Raw genomic sequence first — 16,173 nt, 5'->3', positions numbered from 1 at the left:
CTCAGTTCCGCCGCTCGATCAGGTCGATCTCGGCGCGCAGCAGCGCGGCGTAGTTCTCGACCAACCCCGGCGCGATCTTGGCGCACAGGAAGGTGAAGCCCAGCGAGGCAACCGGCACGCCGGCCTCGTTGAGGATCGGCACGGCGACGCCGGCGATGCCGGGGATCAGTTCGCCGATATCGACGGCATAGCCGCGCCCGCGCGTCTCCTCGATCAGCCGCCAGGCCTTGTCGACCGGCAGGTCGCGGAAATCCGCCAGCCGGTCGGCATTGGCGCGCAGGATGAATTCCTGTTCCTCGCGGTCGAGGAAGGCGAGCATGGAGATGCTGCCCGGCCCGGCGCCGAGCGGCACCGAGCCGCCGATCGAGCCGGTCAGCGTCTGCACCACGCATTCGCCGTCGCGGCGGTCGAGGCAGATGGAATCGTGATTGTAGCGCGCCATCAGATGGGTGGTCTCGCCGGTCTTCTTGCGCAGCCGGGCGAGGCTCATCTCGCAGCGGCTGATCAGCCCCGGCCCGCGTGCGGCCCGTGCGCCATAGATGAACATCTTGGCACCGAGCCGGTAGCGCTTGCGCTTGTCGTCGCGCGCCAGCAGCCGGTGGCCCACCAGCGTGTTGAGGATGCGGTGGCAGGTCGCGGTGTTCAGGCCGGAGAGATCGACCAGTTCCTTCAGGCTCGCCCCCTCCGGGCTGCCATCGGCAATGAGGTCGAGCAGCAGCGCGGCTCTGTCGAGCAGCTGCGACCCGCCGGCGCTGGAAGCTGGCATTGATTTTTCCACATAATGATAAAACTATCTCAATACACTTGTAGTGTGAGAAGAACTGATAATCAATGTCTAAAAATCGAGCACGGGAACGACAGGCCAATTTCTAGCCAGTCGAAGAGGCGAAGCCCTCCCGCACGACACCGAACCCACCGCAACCAGACGGGGACCTACAGTGAAGACATCCATCCTGACGATCGCTTCTTCCCTGCTGCTGGCGCTCGGGCTGAGCGCGGCGAGCGCCGACACGCTGGCGGACGTCAAGTCCAAGGGCACGCTGACCATCGGCGTGAAGAACGACTACCCGCCCTACGGCTTCCTCAACGACAAGGGCGAGATCGTCGGCTTCGAGGTCGATCTCGGCAAATACGTCGCCAAGGAACTGCTCGGCCCCGACGGTAAGGTCGAGCTGGTGCCGGTCGTCGCGGCGAACCGCATCGAGTTCCTGAATTCCGGCCGCATCGACATCATCCTGGCGACGCTGGGCGTCACCGCCGAGCGCGGCAAGGTGATCGACTTCTCCGAATACTACGTCTCGGCCCCCGGCCCGTCGATCCTGGCGCCGAAGACCGCCACCTTCGCCAAGTGGGAGGACCTCAAGGGCCAGACCCTGTGCGGCATCCAGGGCTCGTACTTCAACAAGCACCTCACCGAGGCCTTCGGCATCAACCTGACCAACTTCAAGACCCAGCCGGAAGCCTATCGCGCGCTGAAGGACAATCGCTGCGTCGGCTTCGCCTTCGACGACATGACGCTGCGCAAGAAGACCGAGGAAGCCGACTGGGCCGACTACAAGATCGCCATCGACCCCTATGAGTACATCCCGCAGGCCGCCGGCATCCGCAAGGACGACGTCGCCTTCCGCGACGCGGTGAACAAGGCGATCCTCAAGGCCGAGGCCGAGGGCAAGCTGGTCGAGTGGGAGACCACCTACGGCATGCCGCACGCCAAGTACATCGCCGAGCGCGCCGAGGCCGCCAAGGCCAAGCTGAAGCCGTGACCTGACGTCCCGCGGGGTCCGAGCCGTGTTCAATCTCGATTATTCGTGGCTGGCCGACCCGGTCTATCAGGGCTGGCTGATCCGCGGGACGCTCACCACCATCGAACTGGCGTTCGCCTCCTCGGCGATCGCCTTCGTCATCGGCCTGTTCGGCGCGTTGGCGCTGACGCTGCGCATCGCCTGGCTGGACGCGGTCATCGAATTGTTCGTCGAGGTGTTCCGCAACACCCCGCCGCTGCTGCAGATGCTGTTCTTCTACTTCACCCTCAGCACCGTCGGGCTCAGGATGACCGACCCGGCCACCGGGGTGAGCGTGCCGCTGCTCTCCGCCTTCGCCTGCGCGCTGATCTCGCTGAGCCTGTTCGGCGGCGCGCTGTGCATCGAGGCGTTCCGCTCCGGGCTCGACAGCCTGCCGCGGGCGGTGACCGAGGCGGCACGCTCGCTCGGCTACAGCCGCTGGCAGCGTTTCCGCCGCATCGAGGCGCCGATCGCCAGCCGCATCTGCCTGCCGGCGCTCACCAACATCATGACCAACCAGTTCAAGACCACCTCGCAGGCCTCGGTGATCACGGTGCCGGAACTGATGTACTACGCCGGCCAGATCTACAACGACACCTTCCGCACCGCCGAGGTGATGATCCTGGTGCTGTTCATCTATGTTTCGCTGGTGAGCCTGCTCTCCTGGGGCATGGTGCGCATCGAGCGGGTGCTGGCCTTCCCCGGCTATGGCAAGGGGGCGTGAGATGGCGCTGATCGCAACCTATGCCGGGAAGAAGCGCACGGTGCAGCTCGGCATCGCGCTCGCCCTCGTCGCCTGGGTCGCCCTCGACGCGACGGGCGGCGGCGGCGAGGGATGGGCACGCGTCTGGGCGCGGCTGCCGATCCTGCTCACCGGCAACGGCTCGGGCTGGCCGCTCTCGGGCGGCTTCGCGCTCAACGTGTTCCTCAGCCTGTGCGCCATGGCGATGGCGGCGCTGCTCGGCACCGCGCTCGGCTTCGGCATGCTGGCGAAGAACCGGCTGGTGCGCGTGCCCTGCTTCTTCGTGATGAACTTCCTGCGCAATTCGCCCTGGCTCGTGCTGCTGTTCGCGATGCTCTACATCATCCCGTTCAACGTCCGGCTGTTCGGGGTGTCGATCGCCATCCCCGCCTTCGCGAAGGCGGTGATCGGCCTTGCCCTGCCGACGGCGGCGAATTTCGCCGAGATCATCCGTGGCGCGGTGCAGTCGATCCATTCCGGCCAGTGGGAGGCCGCCCGCGCGCTCGGCTACATGCCGATGGCGATCTATGGGCGGATCATCCTGCCGCAGGCGCTGCGCCGCATGATCCCCGGCTGGATGAACCTCTACGCGCTCTTGATGATCGCCACCTCGCTCGCCACCGTCACCGGCATTCAGGACGTGATCACCACGCTGAATACGCTGCTGGCGATGGAGAACGAACGGGTCATCGTCTATTTCTACATCACCGCGCTGTTCCTGTTCTTCGCCTTTTGCTACCCGCTGGCTCTGCTGGCGCGGCGCATGGAACAGTCGGTCAAGGGAGACTCCCTGTGAACCGCACCGACGCCCTCATCGAGCTCGATCAGGTCACCAAGAGCTTCGGCGCCTTCCAGGTGCTGAAGGGCATCTCGCTCGCCGTGAAGGACGGCGAGGCGGTCTGCATCATCGGCCCGTCCGGCTCGGGCAAGTCGACCATCCTGCGCTGCATCAACGGGCTGATCCCGATCAATTCCGGCTCCATCCGCGTTGGCACCCACGAGGTGCACAAGATGAAGACCGAGAAGGAGATGCGCCCGCTGCGCCACCAGGTGTCGATGGTGTTCCAGCAATACAATCTGTTCCCGCACCGCACCGCCCTGCAGAACGTGATGATGGCGCCGGTCCAGGTGCTCGGCCACGACCGCAGGGAGGTCGAGGCGCGGGCACGCCGGCTGCTCGCCAAGGTGCGGCTGTCGGAGAAGGCCGATGCCTATCCCGGCCAGCTGTCCGGCGGCCAGCAGCAGCGCGTCGCCATCGCCCGGGCGCTGGCCATGGAGCCGCAGGTAATCCTGTTCGACGAGGTCACCGCCGCGCTCGATCCCGAGACGGTCAAGGAAGTGCTCACCGCCATCCGCGAGCTGGTGGATGAGGGCCTCACCTGCATCCTCGTCACCCATGAGATGAAGTTCGCCCGCGAGGTCGCCGACCGGGTGTGCTTCACCGATCACGGCCGCATCGTCGAGAGCGGCCCGCCGGCGCAGATCTTCGACGCGCCGCAGGACCCGCGTACCCGCGAATTTCTCGGGCAGGTCCTCTGACCGGCAACCGCTCTGACCGACACGCCGTGAGGCCGGTTTCCTGACAGTTCGGCGGACCCTGCGGCCCGCCCCCGCGATCCAGACCGGCCCGACGCCCGCGTGGCGCGCCAGGCGGCCGGCCGCATTCAAGAAGGGCATGCGCCATGGCGGCGAACGACATTTTCGCGGAAGGCTTCAAGGACCAGCCCTATTGGTGGGAGGCGGCCGAGCCGGAGACCGACCTCGATCCGCTGCCTTCGCGGGTCGACGTGGCGGTGATCGGCTCCGGCTATGCCGGGCTCAACGCCGCCACCGAGCTGGCTCGCGCCGGCATGAGCGTGGTGGTGCTGGACGGCGACCGCATCGGCGAGGGCGGCTCCACCCGCTCCGGCGGCATGGTGTCGAGCGGCCAGAAGCTGGTGGTCGGCGGCGCCATCAAGGGCATCGATCCCGAGCTGTTCGAGCGGATGATCGGCGACAGCATCGGCTCCTTCGACTATCTGCAGACGCTGATCACTGGCGAGGGCCTCGACGCCGACCTGAAGATCACCGGCCGCTTCTTCGGCGCCCATGCGGCGAACCAGATGGAGGCGATCCATCGCAATGGCCGCATCCTCGCCGAGAAGACCGGCGTGACGGTCAGCTTCTTCGACCGCTCCAACCAGCGGGCGGCGATCGGCTCCGACTATTATTTCGGCGGCATGCTGATCGACGAATATGGCGGGCTGCACCCCGGCAAATATCATCGGGCGCTGCGCCAGCGGGCGCGGGCGAGCGGGGTGATGCTGCGCTCGCATGCCCGCGCCAAGCCGGTGCAGGACGGCCCCGCCGGGCTGAAGCTGGTCTCGACGGCGCGCGGCGACGTGCTGGCGACCCATGTCGTCACCGCCACCAACGGCTACACCCGCAAGGACGCCACGCCGGATATCGCGCGGCGCGTGGTGCCGGTGAAGAGCTACCAGATCGCCACCGAGCCGCTGCCCGCCGACCTGATCGAGACGCTGATCCCCAAGGGCCGGATGATCTCGGACACGCGGCGCGACGTGATCTATACCCGCCCCTCGCCGGATGGCAGCCGCATCCTGTTCGGCTCGCGGCCGGGTCTCGCCGAGACCACCGACCGCGAGGCGGCCCCCGCCATCCATGCCCGCATGACCGAGATCTATCCGGAACTGAAGGCGTACAAGATCAGCCATGCCTGGAGCGGCTTCGTCGCCATGACGGTCGACAAGGTCGCGCATATGGGCAAGCGCGACCTCACCGATTTCGCGGTCGGCTGCAACGGCAACGGCGTCGCGCTGATGAGCTATCTCGGCTACCAGACGGCGCAGAAGATCCTCGGGCGGCAGAACCGTCCCACCGCCTTCGACCGCGAGGATTTCGCCGCCGTGCCGTTCTATGCCGGCGATCCCAACCCGTGGTTCCTGCCCATCGTCGCCGCCTGGTACCGTCTGCAGGACTGGTACGAGCGGCGCTGAACCAGCGTGCAGCCGTGCCGCCGCCCATCCCGGGCGGCGCGCGGCATGGCAGCGCGCGGCATGGCAGCGCGCGGCATGGCGGGGCGGCTTCCTACTGGTTGGTCAGCTCGTTCAGCTGGGCGAGGATCAGCTGGTGGAACTGGTCGAGGCGGTCGATGTTCTGGTGGTCGGCGCCCGGCTTGCCGGACAGGTCGAAATTCTGCAGGTTGCCGGGGTAGCCGGGCAACGCCTGTACCGGCGTGCCAAAGCCGTTGCGGGCCCAGACATTGACGAAATTGGCGACGTTGAACGGCACTGGCTGCGGCTTGGTCGCATCGAAGGTCACGGCCAGATAGACCGGGATCTTGCGCCGCTGCAGCCCGTCGGCGACGCTGAATACCGAATTGGCGCCGAGCGAGTGGCCGATCACCACGACGGTGCCCGGCCCGCCCGCCGCATAGCGCTGCGCGGCGAGCGCCTGCACCTGCTGCCACTGGTCCCAGGCGAAGATCTCCGCGCTGTAGCCGACCGCCCGCAGCTTGCCGGCGAGATCGTCCATGCCGAGCGAGAACACCCCGAAAAGCCCGCGCATCAGATAGACGCGGGTGTCGGTGCGCTCGGGCACCGTCGAGGTCTTGGGGCGCGAATGGGCGTTGGCGGCGGTGGACGCATGCGCCAGCGGGAATGCCAGCGCGGCCAGCAGGACGAGACGACGCCAGGAATGCACGACAGGCCTCCAATATTGCGACGGACGGTGACGGCCTAGGCTGGGACAAACGGCACGGTGCTGTTCCGACCGGCCACCGCACCAGCCTCACCGGCCAGCCCGCCCCTCCCGCACGCCGAAAGACTGTAACATCCCTCCATTACCGTTCCAGAGACCGCTGCACGGAAACCGATGATGTGCGCCCAAAGCGCCGCGCGTTAGGACGAATGCAACACATTCGATAAAATACTACGCAAAATCAATCGTATAGGCGCCCATCACATGGACTTCACACTGACGGCGAAGTTGTTCGCGGCGCTGTTCGCGATCATGAACCCGCTCAGCACCATCCCGGTGTTCCTGGCGCTGACCGCCGACCTGACCCCGGCGCAGCGCCGCGGCGCACTGATCGCCATGATCCTCACCGTCACAGCGGGCGCGCTCGTCTGCGCCCTCGCCGGCCACGCGGTGCTGTCCATGTTCGGCATCGACGTCTCCCATTTCCGGCTCGCCGGCGGTCTGATCGTGCTGATGATCGCGCTTTCCATGCTCAGTGGCGACGATCACACCTCGCACCAGGGCACCGAGGCCGAGCAGCAGCATTTCGAGACGGTGGCGAATGTCGGCGTCTACCCGCTGGGCCTGCCCATTGCGATGGGCCCCGGCACCATGGCGACGCTCATCGTGTTCGCGCAGGAAGCCCGCACGCCGGAGAGCCTCGCCGGCTACTATGTCGGGCTGTTCGGCTATCTCGTCTTCTTCGCCGCAGCGATGGCACTCGCGCCGGTGATCGGTGGCAAGCTCTCGCCGACGGCCCTGTCGATCTCGAAGCGGCTGATGGGCATCATCCTCGCCGCCATCGCGATGGAGATGATCACCGGCGCGCTCGGCAGCGTGTTCCCCAACTGGCGCAGCTGAGCGGCCATTGCAACCGTTGGGGCATGGGTCTCCCGATACCGGATGCTAGAGTGCGCCTCAGGCCATTCACCGGAGGAGGAAATCGGCATGGCGCAACGCAGCGTGGTCGTCCAGGGCTTCACCAACAGCGTTCTCGATCCCGGCGAGCCCATGCTCGGCCCGCTGCAGAATGGCGGTACCATCATCGCCAATACCGCGCCGGGTTGCTGGGGGCCGATGATCACCCCGCGCCTGCGCGGCGGCCATGAGGTGACCCGCCCTGTCTTCGTCGAGGGTGCCGAGCCGGGCGACGGCGTCGCGATCCGCATCCGCGACATCACCGTCACCTCGCTCGCCACCGCATCGGGCCATGACAGCTCGCCGGCCGGCTTCTGCGTAGGCGATCCTTATGTCGCGGCGCGCTGCCCGGTCTGCGACCAGATCTGGCCGGAAACCCATGTCGAAGGCATCGGCCAGGACGCCGTCCGCTGCGACAAGTGCGGCAATCCGGTCAAGCCGTTCGAGATCGTCCACGGCTACACGGTGACCTTCGACCATGCCCACGGCGTCGGGCTGACCGTGCCGCGCGCCGCCGCCGACACCATCGCCCGCGAAGCGAGCCACTATGCCGCCCTGCCCGACAAATCGGTGCAGCATTCGATCCTCACCTATGCGCCGGCCGACATGCCCGGTGTGATGGTGCGGCTACGCCCCTTCCTCGGCCAGCTCGGCACCACGCCGTCCATGCCGATGCCGGATTCGCACAATGCCGGCGACTTCGGCGCCTTCCTGGTCGGCGCCCCACACCCCTACGCCATCACCGCCGAGCAGCTCGCCACGCACAAGACCGACGGCCATATGGACATTGATGCCGTGCGCGCCGGCGCGATCCTGATCGCCCCGGTGAAAGTGAAGGGTGCCGGCGTCTATATGGGCGACATGCATGCCGCCCAGGGCGATGGCGAGATCGCCGGCCATACCATGGACGTCTCCGGCTCGGTGACGCTGCAGGTCGAAGTCGTGAAGGACTATCCCATCGACGGGCCGGTGCTGTTCCCGCTTCTGGAGGATCTGCCCCCGCTCGCCCGGCCGTTCTCGCCCGCCGAGAAGCAGGCGGCGGCGCGGCTCGCTGTGCAATGGGGCGTCGAGGCGACCGAGGAGCTGGCACCAGTCTCGGTGGTCGGCACCGCCGCCACCATGAACGCCGCCATCGACAACGGGCTGGAGCGGGCGGCGAAGCTGCTCGGCATCACGGTCGCCGAGGTGCGCAACCGCGCGACGGTGAACGGCGCCATCGAGATCGGCCGGGCGCCCGGCGTCATCCAGGTGACGTTCCTCGCGCCGCTGGCCCGGCTCGATGCCGTCGGCCTCGGCAGCTACGCCCGCGCGCAATACGGGCTCTGAACAAAGGCGGCGCCCGCTACTCGGCGGGCGCCGGTACATGCACCGGGGTGGGCACCACCTCGGCTGCCGGATGAGTGTGGATGCGGCCGATCAGCGAATAGACCGTCGGCACCACGAACAGGGTGAGCAGCGTGCCGAGCGTCATGCCGCCGACGATCACCCAGCCGATCTGCTGCCGGCTCTCGGCGCCGGCGCCGGTGGCGAGCGCCAGCGGCACCGCGCCGAGCACCATGGCGCCGGTGGTCATCAGGATCGGCCGCAGGCGCAGCACCGCTGCCTCGATCACCGCCGCACGCCGATCGAACCCGGCTTCCTGCTGCTGGTTGGCGAATTCAACGATCAGGATGCCGTGCTTGGTGATCAGGCCGACCAGCGTGACGAGGCCGATCTGCGAATAGACGTTGAGTGTGCCGCCGGCATAGTAGAGCGCGGCGAGCGCGCCGGTCATGGAGAGCGGCACGGTGAGCATGATGATCACCGGGTCGCGGAAGCTCTCGAACTGCGCCGCCAGCACCAGATAGATGAAGCCGAGCGCCAGCACGAAGACGATGGCAAGGCTCTGCCCGGCGGCACGGAATTCGCGGCTCTGGCCGGCGACGTCGGTACGCACCGTATCGGGCAGCACCTCCCGCGCCGACTGATCGAGGAAGGCGAGCGCATCGCCCTGCGAGAAGCCGGGCGCCAGATTGGCCGAGATGGTGGCCGAACGCATCTGGTTGAAGCGCTTGAGCTCCTGCGGCGCCACCGTCTCGCGCACGGTGACGAGGTTGGCGAGCTGCACCATCTGCCCGCCCGCCGCGCGCAGATAAATGGTGTCGAGCGTGGTCGGCGAGGCGCGATTGCGGGCATCGAGCTGGACATAGACGTCATATTGCTCGCCGCCGACCTCGAAGCGCGTCACCTGCCGGCCACCGAGCAGGCTCTCCAGCGTCCGGCCGAGCACCGCGACGTCGATGCCGAGATCCGCCGCCTTGGCGCGGTCGATGGTGACGGAGATCTCCGGCTTGTTGAGCTTGAGATCGCTGTCGACGCTGACGAGGCCGGGATAATCGGCGACGCGGCCGAGGAACTGGGTGACGTACTGGTCCAGTTCCTCATAGGTGCCGGAGGTCTGGACAACGAACTCGATCGGCCGCGAATTGTTGGAAGCACCCAGCGAGGCCGGATTGTTGGCATAGGCGTTGACGCCGGCGATGCGCCGCAGCTGCGGCGTGGTCGCCGCGACGATGTCCTGCTGGCGGCGCTCGCGCTCGTCCCAATCCTTCAGGCGGCCCATGACCAGGAAGCGGTTCACCTCCGGCATGCCGTTGATGATCAGCACCGAATCCAGCTCGGGGATCTTGCCGAGAATGCTGTCGATCTGGCCGGTATAACGGGAGGTGTAGGCGAGCGTGGAGCCTTCCGGCCCGTTGCCGGTCACGCGCACCGTGCCACGATCCTCCACCGGCGACAGCTCGGAGGGCAGCACGGCGAAGAAATACGCGCTGGCACCAGCCACTGCGAGGGCCAGCAGCAGCACCAGCGCCCGCATTTTCAGCACGCCGCCGAGCAGCCGCCGATAGCCTTCCTCAAGACCGCGCAGGCCACGCTCGACGAAGGCGGAGACCCGGCCGGGATTGGCCTCGTGCTTGAGCAGGCGCGAGCACATCATCGGCGTGAGCGTGAGCGCCACGAAACCGGAGACCAGCACCGCGCCGGCGAGCGTCAGCGCGAACTCGGTAAACAGTCGCCCGGTACGGCCGGCGGCGAAGGCGACCGGCGCATAGACGGCGGCGAGCGTCAGCGTCATGGCGATGACCGCAAAGCCGATCTCCTTCGCGCCCTTGATGGCGGCGGGGATCGGCTTCATGCCGTGCTCGATGTGACGGAAGATGTTCTCCAGCACCACGATGGCGTCGTCGACCACGAGGCCGATGGCGAGCACCATCGCCAGCAGCGTCAGCGTGTTGACGCTGAAGCCCAGCGCGAACATCAGCGCGAAGGTGGTGATCAGCGAGATCGGTATGGTGATCACCGGGATCAGCGACGCCCGGAACGAGCGCAGGAAGATCACGATCACCAGCACCACCAGCACCACCGCCTCGAGGATGGTGTGGAACACCGCCCGGATCGAGCGGTCGATGAACACCGAGTTGTCCTGACCGACCGTGGCGCTCATGCCCTCCGGCAGCGACGCGTTGATCTCCGGCAGCACGCCGCGCACGCCGGCCGACACGTCGAGCGGATTGGCCACTGCCTGCTTGATGATGCCGACGATGATCGCCTGTCCGCCATTGAACCGGCTGGAGCGTCGCTCATCCGCCGCGCCCAGCTCGACGCGGGCGACGTCGGCGAGGCGCACCTGCGCACCGTTGGCGCGCTTGACCACGATGTCGTCGAACTGCTCGACGGTGGCGAGGGCGGTGCGCGAGAGCACGTTGAACTCGCGATCCGCACTTTCGATGCGACCGGAGGGAATCTCGACATTCTGGGCGCGCAGCGAATCCTCGACGTCCTGCACCGTCAGCTCATAGGCAGCGAGGCGCTCGCGATCGATCCAGATGCGCATGGCGTAGCGCCGCTCGCCATAGATCTGCACATCGGCGACGCCGGTGAGATTCTTGAAGCGGTCGACGACGTAGCGGTCGATATAGTCCGACAGCTCCAGCGCGTTCATGCGGTCGGAGCGGAAGACGACGAACACCACCGGCTGGGCGTCGGCCTCGACCTTGGAGATCACCGGCTCGTCGATCTCGTCCGGCAGGCGCTGGCGCACCCGGCTCACCCGGTCGCGCACGTCGCTCGCCGCCACGTCGGGGTTCACTTCGAGGCGGAAGCGTACGGTGATGCGGCTGGATTCCGAGCGGCTGGTGGATTCGAGGACGTCGATGCCCTCGATGCCGGCAATGGAGCCTTCCAGCACCTGCGTGACCTGGCTCTCGACGATGCTCGCCGAGGCGCCGGGATAGCTGGTGACGACCGACACCACCGGCTCGTCGATGTTCGGGTATTCGCGCACGGTGAGGCGGCTGTAGGAGACGATGCCGACCAGCACCATCAGCAGGCTCAGCACCGTGGCGAAGACCGGGCGGCGGATGCACAGCTCGGAGATACCCATCGTCGCGCCTCAGCTCTGCGTGGCGGGCGGGGTCGACACCACCTCCACCGCGGCGCCGTTGCGCAGCCGCGCCTGACCGGCGACCACGACGCTGGCGCCGGCGGGCACGCCTTTGACGATCTCCACCTCGCCGGCCCGGCGCTGGCCGAGCGCGACCTTGGTTTCCTTGGCCTTGCCGTCGGCCACCAGCCAGACGAAGCGTTCCTGCCCGCGCGGCACGATGGCGCTCTCCGGCACGAACACCGTCTCGCGGCTTTCGAGGCCCTTCACCACCACCCGCACGAACAGGCCGGGGCGGAGCATCAGCTGCGGATTTTGCAGGCGCGCGCGCACGCTGAGCGAGCGGCCGTCGACATCCACCATCGGGTCGATGGCGTAGACGGTGCCGGTGAAGCTGCGATCCGGCATGGCATCGACGACGATCTCGACATTCTGGCCCGGCGTGATCTGCCGCAGGAACACCTCGGGCACCTTGAAGTCGAGCTTCAGCACGTCGATCTTTTCGAGGTTCACCAGCGCGGTGCCGACCGGGACATAGGCACCGACCGACACCGAGCGCAGGCCGACGACACCGTCGAACGGCGCGCCGATGGTATGCTTGGCAATCTGCACCTTCTGCGAATCGATCAGTGCCGAGGAGGTGTTGAGCTCGGCCTTCGCCTCGTCGAGCGCCCGCGCGGTACCGGAGCCACTCTGCTGCAGCCGTTGGGCGCGCTCGAAATTGGCCTTGGCGAGTTCGAGCCGCGCCTCGGTCTCCTCCAGCGACGCCCTGACCAGCGCAGCGTCGAGCTGCACCAGCGCGTCGCCGGCTTGCACATGCTCGCCTTCCCTGAAGTTGATCTTCTCGATCCGGCCGGCAACCTCACCGGCGAGTTTGACCGACTCGTCCGATTGCAGCGTGCCGATCGAGCGGATGTCGGCGGTAACTTGTTCCTTACGGGCGGCAGCGACCTCGACCGGGATGCGGGGAGCCGGGCGCGCCTCGGGGGCGGCGCGGGCCTCGCCCTTCACGGCGGACAGGCCACTCGCGATCCATCCCTGCCGATGGGCGAGCGCTCCCGCTCCCGCCAGCACGGCCAGACATAGAAGCAGGCCCGTCACGCGTCGCATACAGCTTCCCTCGTTCGTCACTGCGCCGCAAAATGACGCCAAGCGACCGACAGTGCCGAACTCTCCGCAAGTTCCAACTTAAAACTTCGTCATATTCGCAGGAGAACGATCACTTCATCGAGGACCGTGCCGATCATACCACAAGCGGCCGGCTCAATCCGGCAGAGCCTTGAGGAAGGTCCGCATCACCGCTGCGGAATTATTCGCCGCCAGATCCATGAAGACATGCATCTCGTTCTCGCCCGGCCCGCCGCCCGCGAGATCCGACAGCGCGCGGAAGACGATGAACGGCACGTCGTTGGTGGTCGCCACATGGGCGATAGCGGCGCTTTCCATGTCCAGCACCTGCGCCTTGAAGGTATTGAAGGTGTAGCTGCGGAAGGCGGCATTATCGACGAAGGCGGTGCCCGACACCCCGCTGCCACCGACCCGCACGCGCGGTGGCTTCATCAGGCACACATTGGCACCGTTGCAGCGCTGAAGCTGGTTGTCGGTTTCCGCCTCGGTCTTGCGGGCGACCTCGAGCAGGGCGGGATCGACGTCGAACCAGAATTGCCGGGGCGAGCTTGCCTGGCCTTCGCGGAACACCCGCACGCCGCGCGGGAAGATCATGCCGAAATTGGCGAATTCCGGCGTGTCGTCCGACGGCAGCTTGAAGCCCTGCGGCGTCTCACGCGCCAGGATCACGTCGAGATACTGGCCCCAGCGCGCCGGCACCGCGATGTCGCCGATGTTCAGCGACGGGTCGACGCCGCCGGCGATGCCGGAGACCACGATGCGGGTGACGTTGTAGCGGTCGAGCGTCATCTGGGTGGTCATGGCGGCGTTGACCATGCTCACCCCGGTCATCGCCAGAACCACTGGCTTGCCCTCGATCTCGCCGGTCACGATGGGGACGCCCTTGTAGCTGTGGTCCTCCATATGGGTCGCGATGGCGCGCAGGGCCCGCCATTCCGGCTCGAAGGCGCACAGCACGGCAATGCGGGGCGTCGCATCGACTGGCTCGGCTTCCGCCGGCAGCAGGCCGGCGAGCAGGACGAAGGCGGCGAACCACAGGCGCAAGGACAAGAAGGCGGACGACATGAGGACCCCCACGATCGGATCGACGGGCCGCGACAGCGGCGCAGCGATCCTACAGGCGGAGAGGCATCCGCGCACCAGCCGGCTAAGCGTTCTCAGCCATTCTTCACCATGACGTGGCGCACGACGGTGTAGTCCTCCAGCGCATAGGCGGAGAGGTCCTTGCCGTAGCCGGACTGCTTCAGGCCGCCATGCGGCATCTCGCTCACCAGCATGAAATGGCAGTTCACCCAGGTGCAGCCATATTGCAGCCGAGCCGCCGTCGCCATGCCGCGGGAGATATCCTTGGTCCACACCGACGAGGCGAGGCCGTAGTCGCTGTCATTCGCCCAGGCGACGGCGTCCTCGACATCCGAGAAACGCGTGACCGATACCACCGGGCCGAACACCTCGCGCCGGACGATCTCGTCCGATTGCAGCGCGCCCGCCACCACCGTCGGCTGGTAGAAGAAGCCTTTGCCGGTCGCGGGGTCGCCGGCCACCTTGCCGCCAGTGGCGATCTCGATATGGCCGAGCTCGGAGGCTCGCTCGACGAAGGAGGCGACACGGGCGCGCTGGCGGGCGGAGATCAGCGGGCCGATGTCGTTCTCCTCGTCATTGGCCGAGGCGAACTTCAGACCCGACACGGCGGAGGCGAGATCGGCGACGAGGTTGTCGTACACCTTGTCAGCCGCGTAGATCCGGCAGGCGGCGGTGCAGTCCTGCCCCGCATTGTAGTAGCCGAACGCCTTCACCCCCTCGACCACCTCGGCGATGTCGGCATCGTCGAACACGATGACCGGCGCCTTGCCGCCGAGTTCGAGATGGGTGCGCTTCACGCTCTTCGCCGCCGCGGTGAGCACCTTCTTGCCGGTGGCGATGTCGCCGGTGAGCGAGACCATCGCCACCTTGGGATGATTGATCAGCGCATTGCCGACGCTCTCGCCGCGCCCGACCACCACGTTCACCACCCCTTCCGGGAAGATGTCGGCGATGAGCCGGGCGAGCTTCAGAGCGGTGAGCGGCGTCTGCTCGGAGGGCTTGATGACGACGGTATTGCCGCCCGCCAGTGCCGGGGCGAGCTTCCACGCCGCCATCATCAGCGGATAGTTCCACGGCGCGATGGAGGCGACGACGCCGATCGGGTCGCGGCGGATCATCGAGGTATGGCCGGCAAGATATTCGCCCGCCACCATGCCATGCTGGGTACGCACCGCGCCGGCGAAGAAGCGGAAGCAGTCGACCACGCCGGGGATCTCGTCGCGCAGCACCGCGTGGCGCGGCTTGCCGCAATTCAGCGCCTCGAGGGTCGCGAAGCTCTCCGCCTCCGCCTCGATACGGTCGGCAAGCTTGAGCAGCAGATAGGAGCGCTCCGCCGGGGTGGTACGCGCCCAGCCGGCGAAGGCCTTCTCGGCCGCGTTCACCGCCGCGTCGATCTGGTCGGCGGAGGCCTCCGGCAGCTCGACCAGCGTCGCCTCGGTCTTCGGATTCAGCACCGTCTCCGGCGTCTCGGTGCCGGCGACGAAGGCGGAGCCGATCAGCATCTCGGTATCGAAAGCGACGGTCATGCGGGCTACTCCCTATTTGCCGGCCGCATTCGTCCCGCGCGCGCCTCCACCCTCGCGGGTGAGGTAGTAGGCGGCAAGGATGGGCAGGAAGGTGACGAGGATGACGAGGACGGCGACGACATTGGTGACCGGCCGCTGGCGCGGGCGGATCAGCTCGGACAGCATCCAGATCGGCAGCGTCGATTGCTGGCCGGCGGTGAAGGTGGTGACGATCACCTCGTCGAAGCTCAGCGCGAAGGCGAGCATGCCGCCGGCGAGCAGCGCGGTGCCGATATTGGGCAGCACGACAAGCCGGAAGGTCTGGAACGCATCGGCGCCGAGGTCCATCGACGCCTCGATGAGCGAGGGCGACAGCCGCCGCAGGCGGGCCACCGCATTGTTGTAGACGACGACGATGCAGAAGGTCGCATGGCCGAGCACGATCGTCCAGAAGGAGAAGGGGATCTCCATCAGCCCGAAGGCCTGGCGCAGCGCGATGCCGGTGACGATGCCCGGCAAGGCGATGGGCAGCACGAACAGCAGCGAGATCGGCTCACGGCCGAAGAACCTCGCCCGCGCCAGCGCCCCCGCCGCCAGCGTGCCCAGCACCAGCGCGATCAGCGTGGCAATGGCGGCGACCTTCAGCGACAGCCCGACCGCCGCCCAGATGTCCGCCCGCCCCCACACCACGCCGAACCATTTCAGCGTGTAGCCCGGCGGCGGGAAGGCGTAGCTCTTTTCCTCGGTGGTGAAGGCGTAGAGCAGGATGAACAGGAGCGGGATGTGCAGGAAGGCCAGCCCGCCGAGAGCGGCGACCTTCAGGCCGAGCGAGGGGCGGTTCATGGGTGCGCCCTC

14 protein-coding genes are annotated in these 16,173 nt (G+C 67.2%); 7 read left to right on the top strand and 7 right to left on the bottom strand.

Features of this window, described 5'->3' with window-relative positions; translation table 11 throughout:
* Position 1: 1 nt before the first annotated feature.
* Positions 2-766, bottom strand: a complete 765-nt coding sequence (locus tag KHC28_RS25675; RefSeq protein WP_214011215.1) for an IclR family transcriptional regulator — start codon at positions 764-766, stop codon at positions 2-4.
* 172 nt (positions 767-938) lie between these two features.
* Here KHC28_RS25675 and KHC28_RS25670 point away from each other — a divergent pair, with 172 nt between their 5' ends.
* From KHC28_RS25670 to KHC28_RS25650, 5 genes are all read left to right on the top strand, one after another.
* Entirely contained in the window at positions 939-1,763 is an 825-nt protein-coding gene (locus KHC28_RS25670) for a transporter substrate-binding domain-containing protein (RefSeq protein ID WP_214011214.1), read from the top strand.
* A gap of 25 nt (positions 1,764-1,788) precedes the next feature.
* Positions 1,789-2,505: an amino acid ABC transporter permease gene (locus KHC28_RS25665; protein ID WP_214011213.1), complete on the top strand. Its 717-nt coding sequence runs from the start codon at positions 1,789-1,791 to the stop codon at positions 2,503-2,505.
* A gap of 1 nt (position 2,506) precedes the next feature.
* Positions 2,507-3,319, top strand: coding sequence for an amino acid ABC transporter permease (locus tag KHC28_RS25660; protein WP_214011212.1), 813 nt, complete (start codon positions 2,507-2,509; stop codon positions 3,317-3,319).
* Positions 3,316-4,062 (top strand): amino acid ABC transporter ATP-binding protein, encoded by a 747-nt coding sequence (locus tag KHC28_RS25655; protein ID WP_214011211.1) that lies wholly within the window; start codon positions 3,316-3,318, stop codon positions 4,060-4,062. Before KHC28_RS25660 ends, KHC28_RS25655 begins: the two co-directional genes overlap by 4 nt.
* 143 nt (positions 4,063-4,205) lie before the next feature.
* Positions 4,206-5,519, top strand: a complete 1,314-nt coding sequence (locus tag KHC28_RS25650; protein WP_214011210.1) for an NAD(P)/FAD-dependent oxidoreductase — start codon at positions 4,206-4,208, stop codon at positions 5,517-5,519.
* Positions 5,520-5,610: 91 nt separating this feature from the next.
* On the opposite strand, the gene KHC28_RS25645 is transcribed toward KHC28_RS25650, so the two are convergent.
* Positions 5,611-6,225, bottom strand: coding sequence for an alpha/beta hydrolase (locus KHC28_RS25645; RefSeq protein WP_214011209.1), 615 nt, complete (start codon positions 6,223-6,225; stop codon positions 5,611-5,613).
* Positions 6,226-6,486: 261 nt separating this feature from the next.
* Here KHC28_RS25645 and KHC28_RS25640 point away from each other — a divergent pair, with 261 nt between their 5' ends.
* Together KHC28_RS25640 and KHC28_RS25635 are read left to right on the top strand one after the other, a co-directional pair.
* A complete protein-coding gene (locus tag KHC28_RS25640; RefSeq protein ID WP_214011208.1) occupies positions 6,487-7,122 on the top strand; it encodes a MarC family protein in 636 nt (211 codons plus the stop codon).
* An 87-nt stretch (positions 7,123-7,209) separates the two neighbouring features.
* Positions 7,210-8,505: an acetamidase/formamidase family protein gene (locus KHC28_RS25635; protein ID WP_246565188.1), complete on the top strand. Its 1,296-nt coding sequence runs from the start codon at positions 7,210-7,212 to the stop codon at positions 8,503-8,505.
* A 16-nt stretch (positions 8,506-8,521) separates the two neighbouring features.
* On the opposite strand, the gene KHC28_RS25630 is transcribed toward KHC28_RS25635, so the two are convergent.
* The 5 genes from KHC28_RS25630 to KHC28_RS25610 form a co-directional block, all read right to left on the bottom strand.
* The gene (locus tag KHC28_RS25630; RefSeq protein ID WP_214011206.1) at positions 8,522-11,602 is read right to left on the bottom strand and encodes an efflux RND transporter permease subunit; all 3,081 of its coding nucleotides are present in this window, start codon (positions 11,600-11,602) and stop codon (positions 8,522-8,524) included.
* 9 nt (positions 11,603-11,611) lie between these two features.
* On the bottom strand, positions 11,612-12,712 hold the full coding sequence (locus tag KHC28_RS25625; RefSeq protein ID WP_214011205.1) for an efflux RND transporter periplasmic adaptor subunit: 1,101 nt from the start codon (positions 12,710-12,712) through the stop codon (positions 11,612-11,614).
* Between the two features lie 153 nt (positions 12,713-12,865).
* A complete protein-coding gene (locus tag KHC28_RS25620; RefSeq protein ID WP_214011204.1) occupies positions 12,866-13,795 on the bottom strand; it encodes a 5'-methylthioadenosine/S-adenosylhomocysteine nucleosidase in 930 nt (309 codons plus the stop codon).
* A gap of 92 nt (positions 13,796-13,887) precedes the next feature.
* On the bottom strand, positions 13,888-15,339 hold the full coding sequence (locus KHC28_RS25615) for a gamma-aminobutyraldehyde dehydrogenase (RefSeq protein WP_214011203.1): 1,452 nt from the start codon (positions 15,337-15,339) through the stop codon (positions 13,888-13,890).
* A 12-nt stretch (positions 15,340-15,351) separates the two neighbouring features.
* Entirely contained in the window at positions 15,352-16,161 is an 810-nt protein-coding gene (locus KHC28_RS25610) for an ABC transporter permease (protein WP_214011202.1), read from the bottom strand.
* Positions 16,162-16,173 lie beyond the last annotated feature (12 nt).

The organism is Ancylobacter sonchi (genome assembly GCF_018390695.1).
GTDB classification, from domain to species: Bacteria; Pseudomonadota; Alphaproteobacteria; order Rhizobiales; family Xanthobacteraceae; genus Ancylobacter; species Ancylobacter sonchi.
The sequence above is the reverse complement of the archived record's forward strand: the minus strand, read 5'-3'. Positions and strand labels throughout refer to the sequence as shown.